Annotated in this window: 26 protein-coding genes and 1 pseudogene; 5 read left to right on the forward strand and 22 right to left on the reverse strand. The window is 46.8% G+C overall.

The window, feature by feature from the left end:
* Positions 1 to 55: 55 nt before the first annotated feature.
* Together LFX17_RS14465 and LFX17_RS14470 are read left to right on the forward strand one after the other, a co-directional pair.
* Positions 56 to 523, forward strand: coding sequence for a RidA family protein (locus LFX17_RS14465; protein ID WP_238730857.1), 468 nt, complete (start codon positions 56 to 58; stop codon positions 521 to 523).
* The gene (locus LFX17_RS14470) at positions 513 to 1,019 is read left to right on the forward strand and encodes a hypothetical protein (protein ID WP_238730858.1); all 507 of its coding nucleotides are present in this window, start codon (positions 513 to 515) and stop codon (positions 1,017 to 1,019) included. The genes LFX17_RS14465 and LFX17_RS14470 overlap by 11 nt, the downstream gene beginning before the upstream one ends.
* 365 nt (positions 1,020 to 1,384) lie before the next feature.
* Here LFX17_RS14470 and LFX17_RS14475 read toward each other — a convergent pair whose 3' ends face one another.
* From LFX17_RS14475 to LFX17_RS14515, 9 genes are all read right to left on the reverse strand, one after another.
* Positions 1,385 to 2,440, reverse strand: coding sequence for a BPSS1187 family protein (locus LFX17_RS14475; RefSeq protein WP_238747190.1), 1,056 nt, complete (start codon positions 2,438 to 2,440; stop codon positions 1,385 to 1,387).
* 34 nt (positions 2,441 to 2,474) lie between these two features.
* Positions 2,475 to 3,233, reverse strand: coding sequence for a GNAT family N-acetyltransferase (locus LFX17_RS14480; protein ID WP_238730860.1), 759 nt, complete (start codon positions 3,231 to 3,233; stop codon positions 2,475 to 2,477).
* 101 nt (positions 3,234 to 3,334) lie between these two features.
* Positions 3,335 to 3,658, reverse strand: a complete 324-nt coding sequence (locus LFX17_RS14485) for a metal-sulfur cluster assembly factor (RefSeq protein ID WP_238730861.1) — start codon at positions 3,656 to 3,658, stop codon at positions 3,335 to 3,337.
* Positions 3,659 to 3,916: 258 nt separating this feature from the next.
* A complete protein-coding gene (gene sufU, locus LFX17_RS14490; RefSeq protein WP_238730862.1) occupies positions 3,917 to 4,357 on the reverse strand; it encodes a Fe-S cluster assembly sulfur transfer protein SufU in 441 nt (146 codons plus the stop codon).
* Positions 4,341 to 5,582 (reverse strand): cysteine desulfurase, encoded by a 1,242-nt coding sequence (locus LFX17_RS14495; protein ID WP_238730863.1) that lies wholly within the window; start codon positions 5,580 to 5,582, stop codon positions 4,341 to 4,343. The genes sufU and LFX17_RS14495 overlap by 17 nt, the downstream gene beginning before the upstream one ends.
* 5 nt (positions 5,583 to 5,587) lie before the next feature.
* Positions 5,588 to 5,899: a non-heme iron oxygenase ferredoxin subunit gene (locus tag LFX17_RS14500; RefSeq protein ID WP_238730864.1), complete on the reverse strand. Its 312-nt coding sequence runs from the start codon at positions 5,897 to 5,899 to the stop codon at positions 5,588 to 5,590.
* A complete protein-coding gene (gene sufD, locus LFX17_RS14505; protein ID WP_238730865.1) occupies positions 5,896 to 7,134 on the reverse strand; it encodes a Fe-S cluster assembly protein SufD in 1,239 nt (412 codons plus the stop codon). Before sufD ends, LFX17_RS14500 begins: the two co-directional genes overlap by 4 nt.
* Complete coding sequence (gene sufC, locus LFX17_RS14510; protein WP_238730866.1) at positions 7,103 to 7,870, reverse strand: Fe-S cluster assembly ATPase SufC; 768 nt, start codon at positions 7,868 to 7,870, stop codon at positions 7,103 to 7,105. Before sufC ends, sufD begins: the two co-directional genes overlap by 32 nt.
* Before the next feature lie 262 nt (positions 7,871 to 8,132).
* Positions 8,133 to 9,377 carry an EAL domain-containing protein gene (locus LFX17_RS14515; RefSeq protein WP_238730867.1) on the reverse strand — a complete coding sequence of 415 codons (1,245 nt, stop codon included), beginning with the start codon at positions 9,375 to 9,377 and terminating at the stop codon, positions 8,133 to 8,135.
* A gap of 154 nt (positions 9,378 to 9,531) precedes the next feature.
* On the opposite strand from LFX17_RS14515, the gene LFX17_RS14520 reads away from it, so the two are divergent.
* The gene (locus LFX17_RS14520) at positions 9,532 to 10,494 is read left to right on the forward strand and encodes a hypothetical protein (protein WP_238730868.1); all 963 of its coding nucleotides are present in this window, start codon (positions 9,532 to 9,534) and stop codon (positions 10,492 to 10,494) included.
* Positions 10,495 to 10,529: 35 nt separating this feature from the next.
* Here the strand turns inward: LFX17_RS14520 and LFX17_RS14525 are convergent, their stop codons facing one another.
* The 12 genes from LFX17_RS14525 to LFX17_RS14580 all read right to left on the reverse strand — a co-directional run bounded on the left by LFX17_RS14525 (position 10,530) and on the right by LFX17_RS14580 (position 21,037).
* Positions 10,530 to 11,903, reverse strand: coding sequence for a cyclic nucleotide-binding domain-containing protein (locus LFX17_RS14525; RefSeq protein ID WP_238730869.1), 1,374 nt, complete (start codon positions 11,901 to 11,903; stop codon positions 10,530 to 10,532).
* A 200-nt stretch (positions 11,904 to 12,103) separates the two neighbouring features.
* Positions 12,104 to 13,816: a methyl-accepting chemotaxis protein gene (locus tag LFX17_RS14530; RefSeq protein ID WP_238747191.1), complete on the reverse strand. Its 1,713-nt coding sequence runs from the start codon at positions 13,814 to 13,816 to the stop codon at positions 12,104 to 12,106.
* A 3-nt stretch (positions 13,817 to 13,819) separates the two neighbouring features.
* On the reverse strand, positions 13,820 to 14,179 hold the full coding sequence (locus tag LFX17_RS14535; protein ID WP_238747798.1) for a c-type cytochrome: 360 nt from the start codon (positions 14,177 to 14,179) through the stop codon (positions 13,820 to 13,822).
* Positions 14,179 to 14,496, reverse strand: a complete 318-nt coding sequence (locus LFX17_RS14540; RefSeq protein ID WP_238747192.1) for a methylamine utilization protein — start codon at positions 14,494 to 14,496, stop codon at positions 14,179 to 14,181. The genes LFX17_RS14535 and LFX17_RS14540 overlap by 1 nt, the downstream gene beginning before the upstream one ends.
* A 29-nt stretch (positions 14,497 to 14,525) precedes the next feature.
* On the reverse strand, positions 14,526 to 15,575 hold the full coding sequence (locus tag LFX17_RS14545; protein ID WP_240009264.1) for a cytochrome-c peroxidase: 1,050 nt from the start codon (positions 15,573 to 15,575) through the stop codon (positions 14,526 to 14,528).
* Positions 15,576 to 15,978: 403 nt separating this feature from the next.
* A complete protein-coding gene (gene purQ, locus LFX17_RS14550) occupies positions 15,979 to 16,638 on the reverse strand; it encodes a phosphoribosylformylglycinamidine synthase subunit PurQ (protein WP_238730872.1) in 660 nt (219 codons plus the stop codon).
* A complete protein-coding gene (purS, locus tag LFX17_RS14555) occupies positions 16,635 to 16,883 on the reverse strand; it encodes a phosphoribosylformylglycinamidine synthase subunit PurS (RefSeq protein ID WP_118956110.1) in 249 nt (82 codons plus the stop codon). Before purS ends, purQ begins: the two co-directional genes overlap by 4 nt.
* Positions 16,859 to 17,725, reverse strand: a complete 867-nt coding sequence (locus LFX17_RS14560; RefSeq protein WP_238747193.1) for a phosphoribosylaminoimidazolesuccinocarboxamide synthase — start codon at positions 17,723 to 17,725, stop codon at positions 16,859 to 16,861. Before LFX17_RS14560 ends, purS begins: the two co-directional genes overlap by 25 nt.
* Entirely contained in the window at positions 17,722 to 18,855 is a 1,134-nt protein-coding gene (locus LFX17_RS14565) for a PP2C family protein-serine/threonine phosphatase (RefSeq protein ID WP_238747194.1), read from the reverse strand. The genes LFX17_RS14560 and LFX17_RS14565 overlap by 4 nt, the downstream gene beginning before the upstream one ends.
* A 7-nt stretch (positions 18,856 to 18,862) precedes the next feature.
* Positions 18,863 to 19,555 carry a cytochrome c biogenesis protein CcsA gene (gene ccsA, locus LFX17_RS14570; protein WP_238730875.1) on the reverse strand — a complete coding sequence of 231 codons (693 nt, stop codon included), beginning with the start codon at positions 19,553 to 19,555 and terminating at the stop codon, positions 18,863 to 18,865.
* 47 nt (positions 19,556 to 19,602) lie between these two features.
* Positions 19,603 to 20,274, reverse strand: a complete 672-nt coding sequence (locus LFX17_RS14575) for a heme exporter protein CcmB (protein WP_238747196.1) — start codon at positions 20,272 to 20,274, stop codon at positions 19,603 to 19,605.
* Entirely contained in the window at positions 20,246 to 21,037 is a 792-nt protein-coding gene (locus tag LFX17_RS14580; RefSeq protein ID WP_238747198.1) for an ABC transporter ATP-binding protein, read from the reverse strand. Before LFX17_RS14580 ends, LFX17_RS14575 begins: the two co-directional genes overlap by 29 nt.
* A 124-nt stretch (positions 21,038 to 21,161) precedes the next feature.
* On the opposite strand from LFX17_RS14580, the gene LFX17_RS14585 reads away from it, so the two are divergent.
* Together LFX17_RS14585 and LFX17_RS14590 are read left to right on the forward strand one after the other, a co-directional pair.
* The gene (locus tag LFX17_RS14585; RefSeq protein ID WP_406600708.1) at positions 21,162 to 22,157 is read left to right on the forward strand and encodes a tetratricopeptide repeat protein; all 996 of its coding nucleotides are present in this window, start codon (positions 21,162 to 21,164) and stop codon (positions 22,155 to 22,157) included.
* Positions 22,154 to 22,844 (forward strand): annotated as a pseudogene (locus tag LFX17_RS14590) (hypothetical protein). The gene LFX17_RS14585 and the pseudogene LFX17_RS14590 overlap by 4 nt, the downstream one beginning before the upstream one ends.
* A gap of 6 nt (positions 22,845 to 22,850) precedes the next feature.
* On the opposite strand, the gene LFX17_RS14595 reads toward LFX17_RS14590, so the two are convergent.
* Positions 22,851 to 23,615 carry an ABC transporter ATP-binding protein gene (locus LFX17_RS14595; protein ID WP_238730879.1) on the reverse strand — a complete coding sequence of 255 codons (765 nt, stop codon included), beginning with the start codon at positions 23,613 to 23,615 and terminating at the stop codon, positions 22,851 to 22,853.
* Between the last annotated feature and the right edge of the window lie 14 nt (positions 23,616 to 23,629).

Genomic DNA, 23,629 nt, shown 5'->3' on the forward strand with positions numbered 1-23,629 from the left:
TCGAGTATGACAATCTTTTTGGAAGGATCTTCCCTATTCGGCAAGAAAGAAGCACATGAGCATTCAAAACAAAATCGAATCCTTAGGTTACAAACTTCCTCCCGCTCCGCAAGCGATCGCGGCGTATATTCCCGCAAATCGTTCGGGAAATCTCGTATTCACTTCGGGACAACTTCCTCTCAAAGACGGTCAACTGATGCAGGTTGGAAAACTGGGAGAAGGTCTTTCCGTCGACGACGTCAAGGAAGCGACGATCCAAGCGAGTCTCAACGCAATCGCAGCGGCTGCGGCAGTTTGCGGAGGTCCGGACAAACTCGTTCGAATCGTGAAGATCGGAGTCTTTGTCGCTTGCAGTCCGAATTTTACCGAACATCATCTTGTCGCGAATCACGGAAGCAACTTTCTTCTTTCCGTGTTCGGAGAAGAAGGACGTCATGCGCGCTTTGCCGTGGGAACTCCTTCGCTTCCGCTCGGATCGCCGGTGGAAGTGGAAGTCACCTTTCAGGTTGCAGATGCTCCGTAATCTCTGGAGAGACGTTCAATGGAGCCTGCGTTCCGTCCCTCTTCTCTTGAGAGAATGGCTCACATTTTATCTTTCGTTTACGGGGAGGTTCACCGAGTTTTGGAAGGAAAAATCCGTCTCGGAAAAAGCCCTCTTTGTCGCTGTAACTCTTCAATTGTTATTCAGTCTTTCGACTTGGATCGAATACACGATCCATTTAGGCGGAGAAGAAACGGAAGGACTTCGTGTTTCGTCTAACTTCTATTTTATCTTTTTGTCGGCCGGGGTTTTCTTTTTCGGATCGTTCTGGCGTTCTCATTGGCTCGGATCGTTGTTGTTGAGCGTTCAATTTCTTTTGGGTTTGGGCGCGCTTGCGGGAATCTTTTTTCCCGAAGCGTTCTTTGTGAGCTTTTTGCGCGAAGAAGATTACGTTTTCAGTTGGAAGTTCTACGCGTTTTTGGGCGCCTGGGGAATTACGACTCTTCTTTCACTCAATCAATTCTTTCAGAAAGATTAGAAGCGCGGGCTCAAGGCTCGCACTCTATGAGATCGTTCGACTGGGCGGTGCCGCGTAGCGGCCCGGGCTCGCAGCTTCGGTCAATAAATTGAATCCGTTTTTGAATTCGCGAAATCATTCAGGAAAATCAATTTATTGACCACGCTTTGATCCCTACCGCTTCTCCGTAAGAGAAGCGGTGCTGAGTTCAATGAACGAAGTGAGTGGCCGCACAAGTTGCGCGAACCCGTATGAGTTCCTACATTTCGGATTTTCACAAGTGTTCCGACAAGAGATTCGGAAAAAGCTTGTATCAAAAAACTTTTTAGACCTGCACTGTTCCGAAAAAAATCCGAAACCAGAGGGGTATGTATCCACGTATTCCATTAAGGAAAACTAATATAATCCCAAGCCGCCTGTTGGGAGGGAATCATCGTACAGTTGTGTTTGCTGTTCTCGTCCTGACCCGCGCAGCGATTCGTAGTCAATCGTTGTGTTCCTCCGAACGGAGCGGTTCCGCTGTCGGCGTCGGTAAGGGCGCCGTTCATCCCGAAGGCGCTTTGCCACGTATCCGTAGCCTGATTCGAATTTCCGGAAAAATTCGTGACACCGTCTCCGACATGGATCAAACCGAAAAAGAACGCGGAAGAGGTCAGGCCGCTCTGAGCCAACCAAGTCGCGGGAGTCGCCGAAGTGATATGATAATCCCCAACACCGCTGTAAATCGAAACCCTTCCGATGGCTTTGATCTTTCCTTGATACGCGGCGTGTCCGCTGCCCTGCGAATGGCCGCCGAAATAAACCTTGTTCCAGTTAACGGAATCTCCGTTTAAAAACTGTCCCCAACCGTCGTTCGGACGTTTGACGACGAGATATTGAAGTAGCTTCAACAAACGACCGTCGATGGAATTGTTCGTATCGACGGAAACGATGTTCGTCTTATCGACTCCCGTAATGATTTCCTCTCTCGCATTCCCGAAACAAGCGGGAGAACTTCCCGCACCGTTACAAAGAACGTTGATCGGTTCACCGTTCGGATACATCAAACCGACGCTGTGATAACCGCGGGCCGCGCCTTCCTGAATGAGTTTGGAAACGCCGATCGGAGTTCCTCCCGAACCCGGCAAAAACACGGTAAGAATATTTTTTACGGAGGAAGAAGGAACAAAAATCAAATGCGGGTCGTTGTATCGCGGCACGCAGGGAAACGTAAAACTCGGCAGAACGAAAATCCGAGTCAAACCGTCGACCGTATCCACGCGGGGTGCGTTCTGATATTGTGTACATCCCAATACGCTCAACAATGCATATCCGGTGAAAAGATCCGCATTCGGATCGTCTTCTTTGTCTTGAAACCGTTTGCAGGAGATCGTCGACGAAAGAAAAAGAAAGGAAGAGAAGAGAAGGATTATGATCGTTTTTTTATATTCTAAATGATTCATATAGGTAAGTTGTTGAATCGAAACTCCTTTCGAACTAAAAACCGTATTTCCGTTTGAGAATAGGCGCCGTCAAATCGCTCAAGCGGACTTTTTGAAGCCCGTTCTCGTCGAAATTGCCGGGATTTAACCATTTCAAAAACGCTTCTTGAATCGCGGGCCATTCCTCGTCGATGGCCGAAAACCAGGCGGTATCGCGGCTATGACCCTTTAGAACATTGGCCTGTCTAAAAATTCCTTCAAAGGACAATCCGATTCTTTGTGCCGCGATCGCGGAAGGCAAGTTGAGAGCGTTGCATCTCCATTGATATCTTCTATATCCGAGTTCGAACGCGTTCTTCATCATAAGATACATCGCTTCCGACGAAACCGGAGATTGTCGCATGAACGGAGAATACGCCAGATGCCCGACTTCGATCGAACCGGCTTTCGGAGAAATCTCCGCGTAACTAGCAAGTCCGACGGCCCGATCGGAAGACAAGTCGAAGATCGCGAAAAACAACGGATCTTCCGTCAGACACGTATTCTTCATCCATTCTTGGTATTCGTCGAACGTTTTAAAAGGTCCATAGGGAAGATACGTCCACATCGCCCCTCCGGCGTCCAACGAATTGGCAGAATAGAGCGATTCTGCGTGCCTTTCCGGATCGAGAGGTTCCAAGCGGCAGAATCTTCCTTGTATAGTTTCCTTTTTCGGGAGCGACGCAGGTTTCCAATCGGGAAGCGGGGTTCCGATCGGTTGTCCCAAAGAATTGGCAAATCGTGTTTCTAATTCGGAGGATTGGATTTCTTTCATTTAGAATCGGTTACAATATTCTTCTTTTGAAAGGAAAAAACATCGGCGACGTTTTTCCCCTTTCCTTCATTCAAACATTCAAACTTTATGATATTTGCGGTTCAGTCGAAAATTCCGAGATCCATCTTGGCTTCTTCGGTCGCCATTTCGCGCGGATCCCATTTCGGAACCCAGACCACTTCCACTTCCGCGTCGGAGATTCCTTCCACACGAAGTGCATGATCCTTGACTTGTTGTTTCATTTGAGGTCCGGCTGGACAGGCCATGGAGGTGTAAGTCATGTCGATCTTGGCCTTATCGCCTTCGACTTTGATTCTATAGATGAGACCGAGTTCCGCGATGGAGATTCCGATTTCGGGATCCTCCACTTTTTTTACTTCTTCGTAGATCTGTTCTTCCAATGCGTTTGTGGGGGCTTCTAACATTTTCTCACTCTCCGTTTTTCTATTTCATTTTCCCGACAAACCGTGTGGGAACTCTTACGATCCGAAGGGGACGGCGACCAACGGTGACTTGTGGGAACTCATACAATTTATCGACGACCGCCGAGTCCCGTCGAAGCTCATACAGTCGTTTGTCGACCCGATTCTTTGTATGAGTTCCCACAAATTGGATGGTATGAATATTTGCATTGTGGTAGTTCCCACACTTTTTATCGGGAGAAAATCCGCACGCAGGCAAACTCAACCTCGTTTGGACGCCCGCTCCAACGCGCGTTCCAAAGTATTCCAAGGAAGGACCGCGCATTTGATCCGCGCGGGAATCTTTTTTACGGACTCCATCGATTCAAGATCCTCGAGTTCTTCCTCGAACTGCGGATCCTTATCTTCCAAAAACATATTCTTAAATCGGCTGAGAATATTCTCCGCTTCCGCCACCGTTTTTCCTCGGATCGATTCCGCCATCATGGAACCCGAGGCCTGGGAAATCGAACATCCTTTTCCGGTCACGCGAACGTCCGAAATCGTTTCTCCGACGAGGTTGATCGTCAACTCGAGTTCGTCGCCGCAAAGGGGATTGATTCCGTGTTCGAAAAGATCGGCCGGTTCGAGTTTGCCTCGAAATCTCGGATTTTGATAGTGATCGAGAATGACTTCTTTGTAAAGACTATCGCTTAAGGACACGGGAGAAAATCTCCTTTACCTTAATTAGACCCTCGATCAATCGATCGATGTCGTCTTTTGTATTGTAAAGGTAAAGACTCGCGCGGCAAGTTCCCGGAATATTCTTAAACGCCATAAAAGGCTGCGCGCAGTGATGTCCGACCCGAATCGCGATTCCTTCTTCGTCGAGAATCGTTCCCACGTCGTGCGGATGAACTCCCGGGAAGTTGAAGGAAATCACTCCGCCTCGTTTGGAAAGATCTCTCGTTCCGTAGAGTTCGAGTCCGCCGAAATCGTCCAATCGATCGAGAGCATATGTTAACAATTCGACTTCGTGATTTCGAATTTCCTGCATCCCGATCGTTTCGAGGTATTCGATCGCCGAACCGAAACCGATCACTCCCGCTATGTTCGGAGTTCCCGCTTCGAGTTTGGAAGGAAGTTCCGCGTATGTGGATCGTTCCTTATAAACTTGCGCGATCATATCGCCGCCGCCCATCCAAGGAGGCATCTCTTCCAGGATTTCTTCCTTTGCATAAAGAACACCGACTCCGGTCGGGCCGAGCATTTTGTGCGCGGAGAATACGTAGAAGTCGTAATCCATTTCCTTCATGTTCACGGGAAGATGGCAAACTCCCTGCGCTCCGTCTACGAGCAGTTTGGCGCCGACTTGTCTTACGCGTTTTTGTATGGGGAGAATGTCATGAATCGTTCCGGTCACGTTCGACATTTGCGAGACCGCGACGAGTTTCGTTTTGTTCGTGATGATCTCGTCGATCCCGCTCAGATCCAAAGTGCTGTCCTCGTTCAGAGGAATGAATTTTAATACGGCTTTTTTTTCCTGAGCGAGCATCTGCCAAGGAACGATATTGGAATGGTGTTCGAGTTCGTTGAGAACGATCTCGTCCCCCTCTTGAATTTGGGTTCTTCCCCAGGTTTGTGCGACAAGATTGATCGACTCGGTAGCGTTTCTCGTGAAGATACAAACCTTCGCGCATTGCGCTCCGATAAAGCGGGAAAGACGGATTCTACTCAGTTCGTATTTTTCAGTCGCTTTTTGGGAAAGATAATAAATGCCTCGGTGAATGTTCGCGTTTTCTTCGCGATAATACTTTTCGATCGTATCGATGACCGTAAACGGTTTCTGAGAACTAGCCGCGCTGTCCAAAAAAACGAGAGGTTTCCCGTTCATCGTGGTTCCCAAAATCGGGAAATCGGTTCTGATTCTTTCGGCTGAGAAACTCATATATGTCAATCCTCCAAGTCCACCTCGACGGAGTCACCCACGATTCTTACGGGATAAACCGGGAGATCTTCCACTGCGGGCATACAAAGCGCTTTTCCGGTTTTGATCGAAAACTGCGCCTCGTGTCTCGGGCAGGTGATTACGTCTCCACACAATTCCCCTCCGGAAATCGCCTCTCCGTCGTGTGTACAAACATCTTCGAATGCGTAAATGTTTCCGTCCAAACTCGTGATCCCGATTCTATTATAGCGGGTCTCCACTACTTTGACTTTCCCGTTTTCGATTTCGGAACGATTTGCTACCTTACGAAAGCTCATGCGGAACCTTCCACTTTACGGGCGATCAGCTCGAAAAGCTCTTGTCGTATGGAATCGGATTCGATTTCCCCAATCACTTGACCCAAAAATCCGTCCACGATCATTCTTCTCGCCTCGTCTTCGTCGATTCCTCGGGAAGCGAGATAAAACAACTGTTCTTCGTCGATCTCGCCTACGGTCGCCCCGTGCTCGCACTTTACGTTCTCCGCATATACTTCGAGTTTCGGAATGGACTCGGCTCTCGCGGATCGGTTGAGAAGAAGGTTGTTGTTGATCTGAATCGCGTTTACGTCTTTGCAGGAATTCGGAATATGAAGATTGCCGGTAAAGATATGATGCGCCTTGTCCTTAAACGCGCCTCTGTAAAGGATCGAACTTTCGGTATGACTTTCGTTGTGAACGATCTTCACTTCGGAATCCTGAAATTCGCGGGCGGCCATCGGAGCGAGTCCGATCACGCGCGCCCTCGCGCCTTTGCCGGAAAGTTCCACGTTGAGAAGATTTTTTCCTTTGTAACCGCCGGGAGTTACCTTTGCGATCTTTACGTCCGAATCCTCTTTTTGATCGGAAAATAGATTTTGAAAATGGAATACGCTCGAACCGAAGGATTCGATTCCCGCATAGGAAAATTTTGTTCCCGCGCCCGCATGAATCACTGTCAAACCTTGGAAGAATTTAAAATCCTGTTCTTCGGGACATTCGTATCGTTCCGCAAAAAACGCCTTGCTGTGGTTTCCGATTTTTGCAACGACCAACGGAAGAATTCGATTCTCCGTTTCGAGGCGAAACTTCACTTCGATTTCTTCCTTGAGGACGCGATCGGATTCGACTTCGAGATAAATCCCGTGCGTAAAGGAGGAAAGGCTCAACAACGTAAACCATTCTTCATTCTGTTTTTGGAATATAGTTTCCAGACTTTCGAGAAAGAATTCGAGTTCTTTTCCGGAAAGGGATTCCGCCTTTTGCAGTTTTACCGATTCGGGAAGTTTCCACGTAACCGCGTCTGCCGCATCCGGAGTTTCGTTGAATTCGTCCGGATGAAAATTGGATAAGGGGATTTTTCTCCAAGACTCGTTTTCCGATCTCGGAATTTTTAAGGTCTGAAACTTTGCGAATACCTTCTTGCGAAAATCCTTTAGTGCCTGGGGTTCCCCGCTGCGGGAGAGCAGACTCGAAAATTGAGTTTCTAAAGACACTTGGTTTTTAGTCTCCAGATTCCGCAAGGATCCAATCATATCCTTTTTCTTCCAATTCCAACGCGAGTTCTCTCGTTCCTGTTTTGAGAATTCTTCCTTTTGCGAATACGTGAACGAAATCGGGTGTGATGTAGTTTAGCATTCTTTGATAGTGCGTGATGAGTAGAATCGATCTATCGGGAGTTTTGTTTCGATTGATTCCTTCGCTTACGATGCGGAGCGCGTCGATGTCGAGTCCCGAATCCGTTTCGTCCAACACGGACAATTTCGGTTTCAGCAAACTCATCTGGAGAATTTCGTTTCTCTTTTTTTCCCCGCCGGAAAATCCGTCGTTCACATAACGAGATATAAACGACTCGGGCATGTCGAGAGCCGCCATGGATTCTTTGAGTTCCTTTCTGAATTCTTTAACGGGTAGTTCTTTTCCGCGAACGGACTTGACGATGGTCTTTAAAAAGTTTCCGATCGTAACTCCCGGAATGCTCGTCGGATATTGAAAGCAGAGAAAGATTCCGAGACGGGCGCGTTCGTCGGTCGGGAGATCGAGAATGGATTTCCCTTCGAATAGAATATCTCCCGACAATACTTGGTATTTCGGGTGTCCCATGATGACGTTGGATAAAGTGCTTTTGCCGGAACCGTTCGGGCCCATGATGGCGTGAACTTCTCCGGGACGAATCGTAAGATTTACGCCTTTTACGATCTCCTTGATTTCTCCGGAATCTCCGACTTGGATTCCCGCTCGCAGGTCCTGGATTTTTAGAATCTCGGTCACAAACGCACCTTCCCCTATTCTACCAGTGTTTTTTTTTGTAAGGAGAGATCAATAGTTATCAAACGAATTGTCGGAGGTACGACAATGAGTCCGTGAAACTTACGCCCCACCCTTGTTTGGGCGGAGGGGTGAGGAGGCGGGAAAAATTCCTGCGAAATTTCTATATCACGGATTTCTTAAATTTTCAATCGAAATTCTTTCCCCGTGTTTGTGGGAGTTCCCACAAAGTCTACGGATAGCCGACATAACTCGAAAACGGATCTTAGACCCGTTCCCAATCCATCTTGATCACGAGAATATAATTATCGCGAAGAGTGTAGGTAAAGATCACGACTTGTTTGTGAAGATCCATATCGTAGACCGGTTCGGTCACGGTCCATTTGGCTCCGCTTTGAACCACCTTTGCTTTGTGTCGGATAAAGAACGGTCTCCAAGCGTAATTGTTCCCGATCTCGGTCAGATCGGAATCCCATTCTTCGCCCGGATGCGAACGGAAATACGTTGGAGTGATCTGATAACCGAAGATATCGCAGGCAAACACGGATAGAATTTCCGAGGGCAACTCGGACAGCATCAAATGAAGAACGAGAGGCAGATCCTCTTTTCCGTTGTGACGAAGGGCTTCGAGTTTTTCTCCGAGGGCGTCGATGACAGCTTGGCCTTTTTGAAATTCTTCCAAGAGTTCCATAAACCGAAGACCGGAAAACTTCTCCAGAGTATCGCGAAGAGTTCTGTTGAACTGCTTCTTATCCTGAAACTCCACCTGAGGTCTTGAAAAATAAAATCCCTGGAGAAGGTTCGCTCCCATCGAAAGAGCGAGATGCAATTCTTCCTCGGTTTCGATTCCTTCGAAAAGAAGATCCGATCCGAGTTTCTGCGACATGTCCGCGATCGCGCTCAGAACGTTTTTGAACGATCTTCTGTTCAAGCTCTCGCGCATGATCTTGATATCGACTTTCATGATATCCGGATGAATGTAACCGATTCTTTCCAAGTTGGAAAATCCGACTCCGAGATCGTCGACCGCGATCTTAAAACCGTAGTCCTTGAAGACGTTTACGATCGAGAGTAGTTTTTCGATGCTTCCGTCGAATTTGTCTTCCGTGATTTCCAACACGACTTCGGAAGGAGATATATCGTATTTTTCGATGAGATTGAGAACGTGAAGTCTCTTCAGATCCAAAACGTCCCCCGTATGAATCATCGAAAGAAAGTTCGGCATCATGTTGAGGAACAACTTGGTTCTGAGTCCCGTATCTTTGAGATGGCGAATCGCCTTTTCGCGGATCAGCCGATCGATCTGGATCAATCGAATCGTATCGAGTTCTGGATTGTGGAATTGATAACCGAGCGAACGATATTCGTTCTTTTCCGGAGAATAAAATCTCCCGAGAACCTCGTAGCCGATGATGTTGCAGTTCGTAACTTCCAGGATCGGTTGATAGTGAGGTTGATAATAATTCTCCCCATACGAGAGAAGGTTGCTTGTATCCTGGCTGTACAACATGTTTTTTTAAGAGTTCCTATACTGGAATCCACAAAGCAAGGTCCGGCAAGCAAAATTCCGGACAAAAAGCGCCAAATTAAGGAGAAGAGAAGACCACATTCTTCTTTTTTTTTTGAAACCTCTGGAAAAACTGACAATCCTAAAGGTATTCTTCATGAAAGAGGCGATCGGCCATCTTCTCAACCCCTCCACATTAGAACCCAATCTCGGTCTCTATTCAGGAACTCTTGGAATCGACAACTCCAGAGAGTATAAAACTTCTTTTTTCTCTTCCTGGAAGAAAATAGACTCCGTTTTAGTCGATTTGATTACAGAAGATTTTCTTCTCGGGTTGCGAATTTTCCGAGGCCCGGGGGCCTGTAAGGCCCTTCTCCATCTTTGGTTTTTCGAATCCGACAATTTCAAGGACTTCGAATGGATCGGCAGCCCGGGCAAAGAATACTTATCCCGAGGCACGTTTCGAAACGGTTATTGGAGTTTTACCCAAGGCAATCAGAGATTCAACTTTCGTCTGGACGATACGATCCAACAAGGGTATACGCATTCATCGATCTTAGCTTCGAACTTGAATCTTCAACTCGACGCACTCGTAAGCACCGTTGAAAAAACGCATAAGCCGGTTTCTTCTTTGGAAAAATCCGGCAAGGACTGGCTCTTTCGTTTGATTTCGCCCGATCTCAGCGTGCGGGGACAACTCGCCTTCGACGATCAAACTTGGAATTTGGAATCTTCGGAAAAACTTTCCTACAGCATCACCACGGGTTTTGCCAACCAATCCTTTTTTCCGGAATCGAGAATCTACGGATGGGGCGCGGGAAAGAATTCGTTTCGTTTGAACTACAACCAAAAGACGGGCATTCTACTTTGGAGAAACGGAATTCCTACGTTTTTGGAAACGGCGAGTTTCAAAAAAGAATCCTTATCGTATGTGCTTCATGATCCTTCCGATCAAATCGAACTTACCGTGACTCCGGTGCGGACTACACATTCGACGATTTCGGGTTTGTTGGGGAAAAAGATTCCGATGGAACGGATCGAAGGAAAGATTTCCGGTAAGATTCGCATCGGAAATAAAAAGGAAACGATTAAGAAAGGATTCGCGATCTTAGAAGTCTGATTCGCGCTTTGATCGAAGTTCTCGAAACGGTTCGGTCAATTCTTCCTTTCCCGTTTTGAAACCTTTCCGTTAGCCGTTCGTTTTTTACGCGTCCGTGTCTGCGCTTTTAAATTCCGAACTCTGGTAAGGATCGCCTCTCTAAATACGGGATAATCGTTCAAGGCGTTCAGAAAATCACCCTTACTGAGAGTGTACGCCTGAGAGATTCCCACGGATCGAACCGTAGCCGATCTCCTTTCCTCGGTAATCAAAGCCAACTCTCCGAAAAATTGTCCGCCTCCGGCTTTCGCGATCACTTCGTGATCGTTTTCTCCGAGAATTTCAACCGTCCCTTCGCTCAGAATGTACAAGTTATGACCTATATCACCTTTCCTGAATATGATATCGCCGGGGAGAAAAATCTGATGTTTGAGGGAAAACACGAGCGTCGTAATGAACGAAGGCTCCGCGCCCTTAAGAAACGGAACCTTTTCTAAAAGTTCCCGATGCAGATGAATCTTGACCTCCCTTTGCAGGGGAATGGGCAAGTCGCTTAACAATTCCTTTTCGTTTTGACCGAAACCTTTCTCGATAATGTAAATGTAGAACTCGCGGATTTTCATCCTCAAATCCGAGGGAAGGTTTCTCGCCTTTAAAAAGGAATCCACTTGCGACATTCTTTTGATGCGGGCCGAACGTTCCAAATCCAGATTTCCGAGAATACTCGCCACGTTCCCGATGATGGTCGCGTAAACCGCCGCTCCGATCATCATCACCAAAATCGAATAGATCCTCTGTTCGGTCGTTGCGGGAAGCACGTCTCCGTAACCTACGGTGGCAAGCGTCATCACGGACCAATAAAGAGCTTTGACATATTCGTTCCATCCGGTTTTCATCCTTTCCAATTGGTCCATATAGAGCCAACCGACCGCAAACCAATGGGCCACGATCGTGATCCAAAAGCCGAGCAATCCTAAACGAAGAACACCAGGCGACGGCTGGAATGCGAGATTCAGCCTGCGAATGATTCCCGGAATCCGAACCACCTTAACGATACGAGTGATCCCGAATAAAAGAAACAAATACGGATGAAAGGTGAGTTCGATACCGATCGCTTTCTGAGCGACCAATTCGAAAGGGAATGCGGCGATGAAATCGAATACGAACCAGCTTTTTAAATAAGGGAGAATCATCTCTTTTCGGAAAGCAGGTCTGCGTTCCGTCCGCGCGGATTCGGGAAAGAATAAATTCACGAAAATATCGCCCAAAAACAGCAAGTCGACCAAAATGTATATGCCGCTCAAGGTAAGACCCTTTTCATAAAAAAGAACGATTCGAAGCGGCGACTCGACGGCAGCGAACAAAATACAAAAGAATATTATAATATCCCAAAATATTCGCGCTTTATTTTCGGCATAAAGAAGGCTCAACGATCGTATCTCTAAAGGAGCCCCCTTCAAAGGAAGGCGTATAGTTTAGACGACGATACGATTGCCTGGGTTCCAAAGGAAGCAAACCCTTTTTTATTCAAAGAAAAGTAGAATCGAAGAAAGGATCCCTTAAGTATTCGATAGCGTTGATTCGGGTTCCACTCCCGAACTCAGCGAGTCGCTCTATACGGATCCGTTTGTCAGACCTTAAATTTTTCCATCAGGCGTTTTACTTTTGTCGATTGTTCGTCGATCTTTTTCGCCCCCTCGTTGATCGCCTGAGAACCGGAAGAAATTTGAAGCGCGCCCTGCGAAAGTTTCTGCACCGATTCCCGTATCGAACCGTAAGCGCTTTTATTTTCCAAAGAAGAGGATTCCAAATCCGTAATATTCGATGCGACCTCGTGCATTCGTTGAGAACATTGATTGAGGCCGGACTCCTGAACTCTCATGTCGTCCAAAAGACGGAGACTGAACTCCGCAACATTCACGGCGTTCTCTTGAATGATTTTGAAAAAATCGGAGAACTGATCCATTTCTCCGTTTCCGGAATCGATATTCGTCCGGGTAAACTCGATCAGTTCGGTGATTTCCCTCGTGTTTTTCATCGTGTGTTCGGCGAGTTGGGAAACCTCTTCCGCGACGACTGAAAAACCTTTTCCGTGTTCTCCGGCTCTTGCAGCTTCGATCGCTGCGTTGAGGGCAAGCATATTCGTTCTTGTGGAAATTTCTCCGATCTTGACGAGCGCGTCCTTAATCTTTTGTACGGTTCGTTTAACTTCGGCAAAGGACTTCTGAACCGCGTCGACTTTTTCTCTTCCTTTCAAGGCCGTTTCGGAGGATTCCTTCGCACGTACGGTCAAAGAGTTTAGGGACTCGGTGACGCTCGCCAAAGACATTAGATTTCTTTGAATTTCGCGTTCGAGGTTACGGAGATGTTCTCCCGAAATCAAAATCGTCTGCGTATTCTTTTCGACTAAGCGGCTCAGACGATCGATATGGTCCGCGACCTTTTGAGAATCGAAGGCCTGCGTTTCGGAGGTTTGCAGAAATTCCTGTGAAACTTTCGCGAATTCCTGACCGGCTCTTTCCGAACTTTCGACCGAGTTGCGCGCCTCAACGATGATTTCGCGCAAAGATGTTTCCATTCTTTTTAAGAATTCGAGCAGCTCGCCCATTTCGTCCAAACTATCGATATCGATTTGGTTGTTCAGATTTCCGTTTTGGATTTCGGACGCAAAGTCGATCGCCCTTTTTAAAGGGAACATCACGGACAGAATGATGGATCTGGAAAACCACACACCAGCGATCAGGGAAAGAACGGAAAGAATGCTGATCGTGTATAAGGATAACGTTAGTTGCGCTTCCGCGGTTTCTTCACTTTTGCGCGATTCCAAGGCTTCGAACTCGATCAACTCCTTGATAACGCCGCGCATCGATGCGCTCAACGGATGAATTCCCCGCACGTAAAGGATCTGCGCTTCCTGTCTGCGGTTCTCCATTCCGAGAAGGTGAATCGTATCCGTGTATCGCAGAAGATCGTTCAAACCTTCCTTCAAAGAATTCAACTTTTCAACTTCCGTTTTTTCCAGATAATAACCGTTCAAACGAGTTAGGTTCGCTCGAATCTCGTCGATGAGAACCTTTACCTTCTTGTATTCTTCTTCGGATAAGACGGCGTCGATCGTGGAAACCTTGGAAGAAAGCGTAAGTTCCGCGAGAATCAGTTTTTCCAAGGTCAGGTTCATCAACTGAAACTTAGGTTGAGAATGGTCGATCATGGATCGAATCGCCTTTCGATACGTGAACGTATTGTAGACGATCAACGCGGACGAAAGAATGAATACGCCGATGATCGCCCCGAAGCTGAAGCGAAGTCTCGTTTTGATGCTGATCCGATTGAGTAGGTTCACCGATTATTTGTTTTTGGAAAGATAATTGATATACGAGATCACGTCTTTGATCTGTTCTTCGGAAAGTTCGTCCTTCCAAGGCGGCATAAACGCAGAACGGTTCACGCCTGCTCCGCCTTTTCGGATGATTTCCTCCTTTTGAGAATCGCTGAGCTTCGTGATCGTCAAGTTCGCCGGAGGAGGAACCTTGCCCGCGGCGAGTCTTCCTTTTCCGTCCGCGGATTCACCGTGACACAGAACGCAGTATGTACGGAATACGATACTGCCTCGGATCACGGACTTTTCCTTGGGATTCTCCGCATTCACGTCGGCAAACGCAAAAACAAAGAGAAATAATATCAGAATATTTGAACGTATTTTCATCATTGAACGTCGATCGTCATCTTCATATCGGGATGAATCGCGCATTGAACCGTAATTTTTCCGGCCTTTTCGAATTTCACCTTTTGAGTCTGTCCTTTGGCGTACGATCCCAAGTCGAAGATCTTAACCGGAGAAAGAGAATAAACGTTGTGGTAAAAGGAATCGTAATTCGGAAAACTTACGATATCTCCCATCTTGATCTTGAGGGATTCCACCGTGAATTTTTTATTCTTTTGCCCCACTTCGTGTTCCGCCGCGGACAAACTTCCCGCGAAAAAAATTAAACCGAACAGAATAACGTTCCATCGAATCGACATGTAAAACTCCTATAGTATCTTTTTTAATCTTATCTCGGCAACTCGGGAATGGAGACGATCCGTTTCTTCCCGGTCAATGATTTCATAAACGCGACTAAGTCCGCTTTTTCCTGAAAGTTCAGTTTGAGCGGAGCCATGTTCGGATCGAGATTCGACGTTTCGTCCCCTCCCCGATCGTAGTGCTCCACGACTTCTTCCAACGTCGCATAACTTCCGTCGTGCATATAAGGCCCCGTAAAATCGACATCCCGCAACGTGGGAGTTTTAAACGCGCCTTTCATGGATTTAACCGGAACGATCTTAAATCTTCCGACATCCTTTCGATTCGATTTCAGACCGATGTTATGAAATCCGTTGTCCGTAAAATGCTCCCCTTGATGACAAGACGCACAGTTCGCCTTCCCGTTAAAGAGCGCGAAGCCGCTTTGCGCCGATTTAGAGATCGCGTTCGTTTCCCCTTTTTTCCAACGATCAAAGGGAGAATCGGTCGAGATGATCGTCCTTTCGAAATTCGCGATCGCCTTGGCGATCGTATTCGCGCTGATTTCTTCTCCTGGATAGGCTTTTGCAAAAAGATCTTTGTATTTTTGAATATTCTTTAATTCTAATACTGCTTCGTCCAAATTCTGATTCATTTCATCGGGAGAAGCGATCGGACCGAGGGCCTGCGCTTCGAGATTGTCGGCACGTCCGTCCCAGAACATCTTATTTCCGAAAGCTCCGTTGAGAATGGTCGGAGTGTTCTTTCCTAAAACCTTCATATTATGGCCGACCGCGGTTTTGAGTCCGTCCGACCAGCCGAGTCCCGGATTGTGACAAGTCGCGCAGCTGATCCAGTTGGAGCCGGAAAGAATCGGATCAAAAAACAATGTTTTCCCGAGAAGAATCCGATCGGGCGTCGGCTGATTGTCCGGTGGGAAAGGATATGCTGCGGTATCCACAGGATTTGCGGTCGTTTCACCGGATTTATCCGTCGCCTTAGAAGTTTCCGTCTTTGTATTCTGTTCCTTTTCGGATGTACAATGTGTGAAAGTAAAAAGACTGAAAATAAGAATTGGAACAAACAGAATGCAAGACAAGACATACCTCGAAAGGACATTTGTTCGAGAAACGTCCTAAATTTTCGTTGTCTTTATCATACAAGAAATGTTGGAACTCCTTCCACTTGGTTTATAATTTGAAATATTCTCAGTTATAACTGCAGGGGAATTCGCAAATTCTAATGTTTTGAATGAAATATTATCCTTTTCTACTATTCAACGAATCAATTTTCGAGTCAAATACACTCGAATAAGGGATAAAATTCGCGATTATCCGCGAAATCTGTATTCTTTAAATATAATACAGGAGTTCACGGAAGAATTCTTCATAAATCGGAAAGGAATCGAGCTGCGACTGCGATATGCGTTTTAGCCGGGACGCGCGGACTAAATCCAAATTTCCTAATATACTCGCGACGTTCCGATCGAGACTTGTTTTATATCAAGCGCCGAGGATAAGATCCAGAACGACCTTGCCGTCCACTTCTCCGGTGATCGAATTCATGGCGCGCTCCGGGTGAGGCATCATACCGGCGACCTTGAAATTTTTAGAAGTGATTCCCGCGATCGCGTCGAGAGAACCGTTCGGATTCTCTCCGGAATAACGAAACAGAATTCTCCCCTCGTCGTCCAATTGTTTGAGAACATCGGATGTCGCATAATAACAACCGTCCGCGTGGGCGATCGGAATTCTCAATTCTTTCGAAGCGTCCAAGGAAGTCGTGATCGGATTGTTGGCCGAACCTTTTTTTAAGGTCACGGTTTTGCAGATGTATTTCAGAGTTTTGTTTCTTGTAAGAGCGCCCGGGAGGAATTCCGCTTCGGTTAATATTTGAAATCCGTTGCAGATCCCGAACAGCTTTCCGCCCTTGTCCACGTGTTCCTTTACCGATTTCATCACGGGAGAAAAACCGGCCATCGCGCCGGAGCGGAGATAATCTCCGTAAGAAAATCCTCCGGGAAGAATCACGAGTTCGTATTTCTTATCGAGCTGATCCCTATGCCAAACGCGATCGACTTCGGCGTCGTATTGATCTCTCAAAACGCGGTAGATGTCCGCGTCGCAGTTGGAACCGGGAAACGTGATGACCGCAACTTTCATAGTTTTTGAATATTCGCAGAATATGTTTCTATAACGTGATTGACGAGAATCTTATCGCAAAGTCTTTCCACGTCCTTTCTCGCGGCGTCTTCGTTCGGAGCGTCGATCTTGAGTTCGATGTATTTTCCGACTCTCACGTCTTGCACCGATTTTTCACCGACTTCGGAAAGAACTTTTTTCACCGTGCTTCCCTGAGGGTCGAGAACGGATTCTTTGAGGACTACTTGGATTTTTGCGATGTACATGAAAGAATGAGATCCTCTATCTTCTGATATTTTTCTCTCAGCTCCTGAATCAATCCGGCCGGGAGATCGGGCGCAGGCGGCATCTTGTTCCAGCTCGTAGTTTCCAGATAATTCCGAAGGATCTGTTTGTCCAAACTCGGAGGAGAAATTCCCACCGAATACGTATCCGCAGACCAATACCGGGAAGAGTCCGGGGTAAGAAGCTCGTCGATCAGAATGACCTGTCCGTCCAAGATTCCAAACTCGAATTTGGTATCACAAAGAATGATTCCGGCCCTATCTACCACTTCAGAGGCCCGGTTGAAAATGGAAATCGATTTTTCCTTCAGAATTCCGAACAGTTCCTTTCCGATCCGATTTTCCATTTCGGCTTCGGAGATGTTCTCATCGTGACCTTGGTCGTTTTTGACCGCGGGAGTAAACACCGGCTCGGGAAGTTTTTGGGATTCTTTCAAACCTTTGGGGAGAGTCACGCCCGCGAGAGTTCCCGCGTCCTTGTATTCTTTCCAACCGGAACCCGCAATATAACCGCGAACCACGCATTCATAATCGATACGTTTGCACTTCTTTACTAAAACCGAACGTCCTTCCAGATCCGGATGATTTTGAAACGGAGCGGGAAACTTCTTCACATCGGTTTCTAAGATATGATTGGGAATATCCTTAAAGAAGGAAAACCAAGAAGTGGAGATTCGGTTGAGAACCTTTCCCTTATCGGGAACCGGCTGGGGAAAGACGACGTCGAACGCAGAGATACGATCCGTGGAGGAAAGAATCAACTTGTCTCCGAGATCGTAAATGTCCCTGACTTTACCCCGGTAGGAAGGATTCGGCAAATTCATAATTTCAATACCATCATAGCGATATCGTCATCATTCGTTCCACGGTCCGAATGCGCAAGAATGGATTGCATCATCGATGCGAGAATGTCCCCGCCTTTGGAAACTCCGTCCTGAAAAATTCTCTTCAGCTTTTCTTCGCCGAGAATGTTCATGGTTTTGTCCGCGATCTCCGTGGCGCCGTCCGTGTATAAAAGAAGATACGAACCTTTTTCCAATTGAACGGTTTTGAATTCTTCGCTTACGTTGATTTCGATCGGAATGATAAGAGGCCCCATCCCCGGAAGAGTCGTAACGGCCCCGTCCTTAAAAAGCATCGGAGAAGGATGACCTCCGTTCGAATATTCGAAGTGAAGATCCTTGTGAAGAATTCCGTAAAAGAACGTGATCGAAAATTCCTCGGGAAGAATTTTTTCGAGATTGTGACGCAGCGTCCGCACCTTTTCCTGCAACGTCTGATCGGGAGAAAGACTGGAAACCTGCATCTTCAGCATCGCCGCGAGCAAGGCCGCAGAAGGACCGTGACCGGAACAATCCGCGATGAAGATATGAAGACATTCGTTTTCAATCCAAGCGTCCGTATAATCTCCGCCGATCTGCATCAAAGGTTGGAAGATCGTGCTTAAACTTACTCCGCTCCATTCCAATTCCTTTTCGGGAAGAAGTTCCTGTTGAACCTTCCGCGCCATGATCAGTTCCTTTTCGTAGTTCCGCTTTTGTTCTAAGACTTCGTCCTGAAGAATTTTAATCCGAATAAAAGCGCGGATCTTTGCGATCAATTCCCTCGGCTGAAACGGTTTGTGGATGAAGTCGTCTCCTCCGTGAGAGATCGCTTCGTCGAATCCGAGTTCGCGGTTGATCGCGGTGATAAAAAGTATGGGAAGAAGTTTGAATCGTTCGATTTCCCTGAGTTCCTTGCAGAACGAAAAACCGTCCTGCCCCGGCATACTCACGTCCAACAAAAGAATATCGACCCGGTTGGTCAAAAGCACGTTACGCGCCTCGGCCGCCGATTCCGCGGTGAAGATCTGAAACCCCAAAGGTTGGAGAGTATGTACGATCAGCTTTAAATTGATCTCGGAATCGTCTACCGCGAGAACCGTATAAAGACTGTAATTCGTAGCCGTGGACAAGAACGGATTACTCTTCCCTTTCCGGCAGGCTTTCCCTAAGATCCTCGATCTTAGCCAAACGATAAGCGAAGCGGATCAATACCAAAAACAAAATATGATACGCAAGAACCCCGAGCCAGAAACTCATGCGAATATCCGAGTCCATTCCTCCCTTGCCGAGAACCGATTCGGGATGATTTCCCGGATTGTCGATCCAACGGATCGCCCCCCAAGTTATGACCGCGTTCACCGCGCATAAAATGCTCAAGAACGCCGAAAAAAGTTTTTTCTTGGTCGCGTCGGTGATCAATATTCGAAAAACGAAATATGCGATCAAACTGATAAACAAAACGGTGAAGGACTGAAGTCTTGCGTCGGTTTTATCCCAAGCGACTCCCCACGCGCTGAAGGCCCAGATTCTTCCGGAAAAGATGACTCCGATCGCGAACAAAAGCGCGACTTGATTTGCGGCAAGCGAAAGAAGATCCCATTTGGATTCTTTGCGGATGAGATAAACTACCGCGAACGCGAGAGAAAAAACGGGACCGTAAAGCGCGACCCACGCGACCGGAACGTGAAAGTAGAAAATTCTGTGAGCGGTTCCTTGTTGTAAAATCACGTTCGGATAATTGAGCGAAAACAAAACGGCGGTCGGAAAACCGATCAAAAAGAATGCGGATAAAACCCAGTCCCAAATCGGATGAGCGATTCGAATTTTCATACGAAATAGAGTATTCGCGGGAATGTCGGTGGAATCAAGAAGATTCTTCAGGGTTCGTCGCCCGAAAGTTCCAAAAGTAGAATTCCGATTCCAGCGTAAAAAACGCAAAACGAAAGTAAGATGGCAAGACCGGGAATCGGATCGAAGACGGGCATACGTTCGAGCTTCCGTTCGGCTTCCATTCCGAAAAGAAGAATCGGAATCGTAAACGGAATCATCAACAAGGGAAGAAGAATTTCCTTCAGCCGCGAAGAATCGCTGATATGACTCAAAGCCACACCCAAAAAGGAAATGCAGAGAACACCCGGCACAAGAAAGATCAGATTGACCGTAAGATCTTTCCAACCCAAGGGAAACGCCTGAAAAAAAACGGATAATAAAATCATTAAGTAGATCGCGGCGATCGTCAAACCCGTAAACACGGCAAGGGACTTTGCGAGAAAGCGCATCCAAATCGGAAGAAACAACGAGCTGATTCTCCCTCCACCGCTTTCCCGTTCCTCCCAAGCGGACTGACCGATAAAAACGTACGAGGTCAAAAACAAAACGGACCATTTGATTCCGATCAAAGTCTGACGATCCAGTTTGCCGCTCTGCTCCAACGCATAATTAAAAATGAATACGATCGAGGTGATCAAAACGAGAACGGAAAGAATTCCGTTAATCGCCCTTCCTAAAAGCAGAAACTCCTTATGAAGCAGAGAGAACAGTTGTTTCAAGATTTCCCTCCCGAATCGTCAAAGTTTTTGTCGCGCGTGAAAACGGAATTCCCGGATCGTGCGTCACCATCAACACCGCGGCGTTTTTCGAATGTTCTTCCAAAAGACGGATCGCGGTTTCCAAACCGGAACGATCGAGCGCGGTAAAGGGCTCGTCCAAAAGAATCAAATCTGCTCCGGTCAAAAGCGCGCGAACGAGCGCGGCCTTTTGTTTCATTCCTCGGGAGAATGTAAAGATGGGATCCTCTCTTCTCGACCAAAGTTTAAAGGAACGCAGAAGCGACTCGACCTTCTCCTTAGGAAATTCAATTCGTGCTATGGAAAGAAAGTAACGAAGATTCTCCTCCAAGCTAAGAGAAGTATAAAGTCCGAGTTCGTGACCGAGATAAGAGATCCGAGGAATTTTTTGAGTCACCGAATCGTTGTTCGACTTTGAGATCGAATCGTCATTCAAGTTTACGTTCTTATTTCCTGCGTCGGGACTTTTACCGGCGTTGTCGGAGCTTTTATCGACGAGGATCGTCGTGTCGGAAGAGTTGCGCCGCAAATTCTCACCCGAGCCGTAAAACGAAAAACAATCCTTATGTTGACCGTGATTTAAAATCGCGCGAAGCAGAGTCGTTTTTCCGGCGCCGTTGTCGCCCCGCAACAAAGCGAGTTCGCCACGGAAAAGCGAGAATGAGATCTGTTTGAGAATCCGTTTTTTTCCGATAGAATAAGATAGGTCTTGGCAGACGAAGAGCGCTTGTTCTTTAAGTGGCAAACCGATTCCTCTTATGAAACCAGAGTCCTCTCCGAAACGGAATTTACAATGCGTTTTTATTTCGCTCCGAAGAGTTCCCGCGGTCTTATTCGAAAAATCCTTCATTTCCGCTCTTCGGTCGAGAATTCTACCGGTTCTCTTTTTTCTTTGTGCGGTTTTTATGAGCCCCGCGCCCGTTCATGCGCAGCTGCTCATCGGAGGACAGTATTATTCCGGATTACTCTGGGGTGAGAATGAAATCCTTTCTCCCGAATACTACAACAACGGATCGTTTTTAAGAACGGATCAGGACTTCATTCTCGCGGCGGGAAGAAATTGGAAAGGAGATCCTCCTCCTTCCAAGGGGAGTTTCAAGTATGAAGAAAAGGAAATCCTCAACTGCGGACTGTTCAACAACGAAGCCGTAAAACTTTTGGAAACCGGAAAGTCGGAAGATCGTCTCAAGGCGATTTCCATGCTCGAGGAAGGAACGCGTTTCGATCCGAAATTTTTTCCGTTTCGCTACAACCTGGGCCGTGCGTATCACTTGGAAAAAAAATACCAGAAGGCGATCACACAGCTCGAATACGCGAGCGCGGAAATCCCCGAATACTATCGAACCTATATTCATCTGGGAACGTTGTATGAAATCATAAGAGAACCGATCAACGCTACGATTCTCTGGAGGAAGGCGGTTTCGCTTAACGAATTCCATACGGAAGCGTTACTCCTCTTGGCCGACCACTACATACGGACCGATCTCAGAAACCGCGCCCTGCTCTACATCAAGGAAGCGGCGCGCATCGACGAACAAAGCCCGGACGCGAGAATGGGAAGAGCGAGGATCGAACTTCTTTCCTCAAAGGATTTATACGCCTACAGAATTTTTAAGAACACCGAACTCGTGGACGACCTCGGGCAAAAGAAACAATACAATAAGAAGTTTCACTTCTTCTACGCCGAAACGGCTAGTAAGGTAGGCGATTATGTCACGGCTGCGGATCAATACGAACAACTTCTGAAATATCCTAACGATCCTTTCTTTTCCGAATTTTCCTATAAGGTCATCGAACGAAGAAGGGATCTTGCAAAACGTTTCGCCGAAATCAAGTCCCTGGAAGAAGAAAACAAAACCGAGTGAAAAAGGTTTGCTTTTTTCAATTTTCTTCCGTTATCTTGAACCTTGGAGGAATCTATGAAAAAAATCACCTGGCTCACAATCCTGCTTTTCCTCCTTAGCATTCCTGCGTTCGCGCAGAATAAAGAGAAAGGGCAGGACGACCTGAGTCGTTCCGATGTTTTTTCTGAACAGGGAAGTTCTTACACGAAATCCCTCCAGAAAATCGTCAGAGATCTGGAAAGCACGATCAACGAAAGGCTTACGGATTTGGAGAAGAAACATTCGCTTCTCGTAATTCTGAGACCGGAACTGGAAAAGGTGCAAACAATCGTCACGGAAGACATTCCTTTTACTTTCGACGAAGGTTACGAGAGCAACCTGCTCAAGTATGTTCGTTTCAAGTTTGAGGGCGGCAAAATCAAGGAAGTTGAACTTGCCTCTGAGAAAAAAAGAATTCAATACGAATTCGCTTTTGAAAACAAAAGACTGATTTTCTCTCCTCCGGACGTATTAGCATCTCAGGTCAGACTTGAAAGATTCGACAAGATAGAGAATACGAAAGTGGGAGATATCTCCCTGGAAAATCAGATCAAAGCGCTACGACTTTTAGAATCCAGCCTTAGATCTTCGATTTACCGGATCGATATCATGATCGCTTTGTATAAAGACAAAAAAGACAGAAAAAACCTCTATCAGATCGATATCTGATCAAGATCAAACGCGGAGGGAGCTCAGATCGGTCGCACGGATGAGTTCCCCCGTAAAAGCGCTTTTGTAGTTCGAAAAAACTTCCTTCGTTTTTCCAAAATCCAACAGTTTCCCTTTTTCTAATATTCCGATTTGATCGCAGAATTTTTTGGCAGTTCTCAAGCTGTGTGTGATGAGAAGAATGGTGATTTTCCGTTCCTGCGCGATTTTTTTTAGAAAGATCAAAACTTCGTTCAACAAAATCGGATCGAGCGCCCCCAAGGCTTCGTCCAAAAAAAGGATCTTCGGTTCCGCAAGAAGCGCGCGTAAGATCGCGGCGCGCTGGAGTTCTCCTCCGGAAAACGAAAGGACGTTACGGTTTAGATCCTTGTTCGCGAGCTGAAACGATTCGAGAAGATCGGCAAACGATTCCTCCCCTCTCTTTGCGATCTCTCCTCCGAGAACGCGAAGCGGTTCTTTAAGCGCTTTTTCCAAGGACCATGTCGGATTAAAACTCGCGGAAGGATCTTGAAACACGGGTTGTAATCGATGGATCGGAATTTCTTTCCGTTCTTTTCCGAAAAAGAAAATCGATCCGCTTTGTTCGAAATCTTTCGAAGTCGGAATTCCCAAAATCATTCGAAAGAGGGAAGTTTTGCCCGAACCCGATCTCCCTAAAATTCCGAGAATACTTCCGGGTTCCACTGAAAAGGAAACGGAATCCAGGATCGTTCTTGAACCGAATTGCAGATTCAATCTTCGAACTTCGACGGCTTTACTTGGATCGGGCATTTTCCCAGACTTGC

The sequence above is a fragment of the Leptospira sanjuanensis genome, assembly GCF_022267375.1.
Lineage (GTDB): Bacteria > Spirochaetota > Leptospiria > Leptospirales > Leptospiraceae > Leptospira > Leptospira sanjuanensis.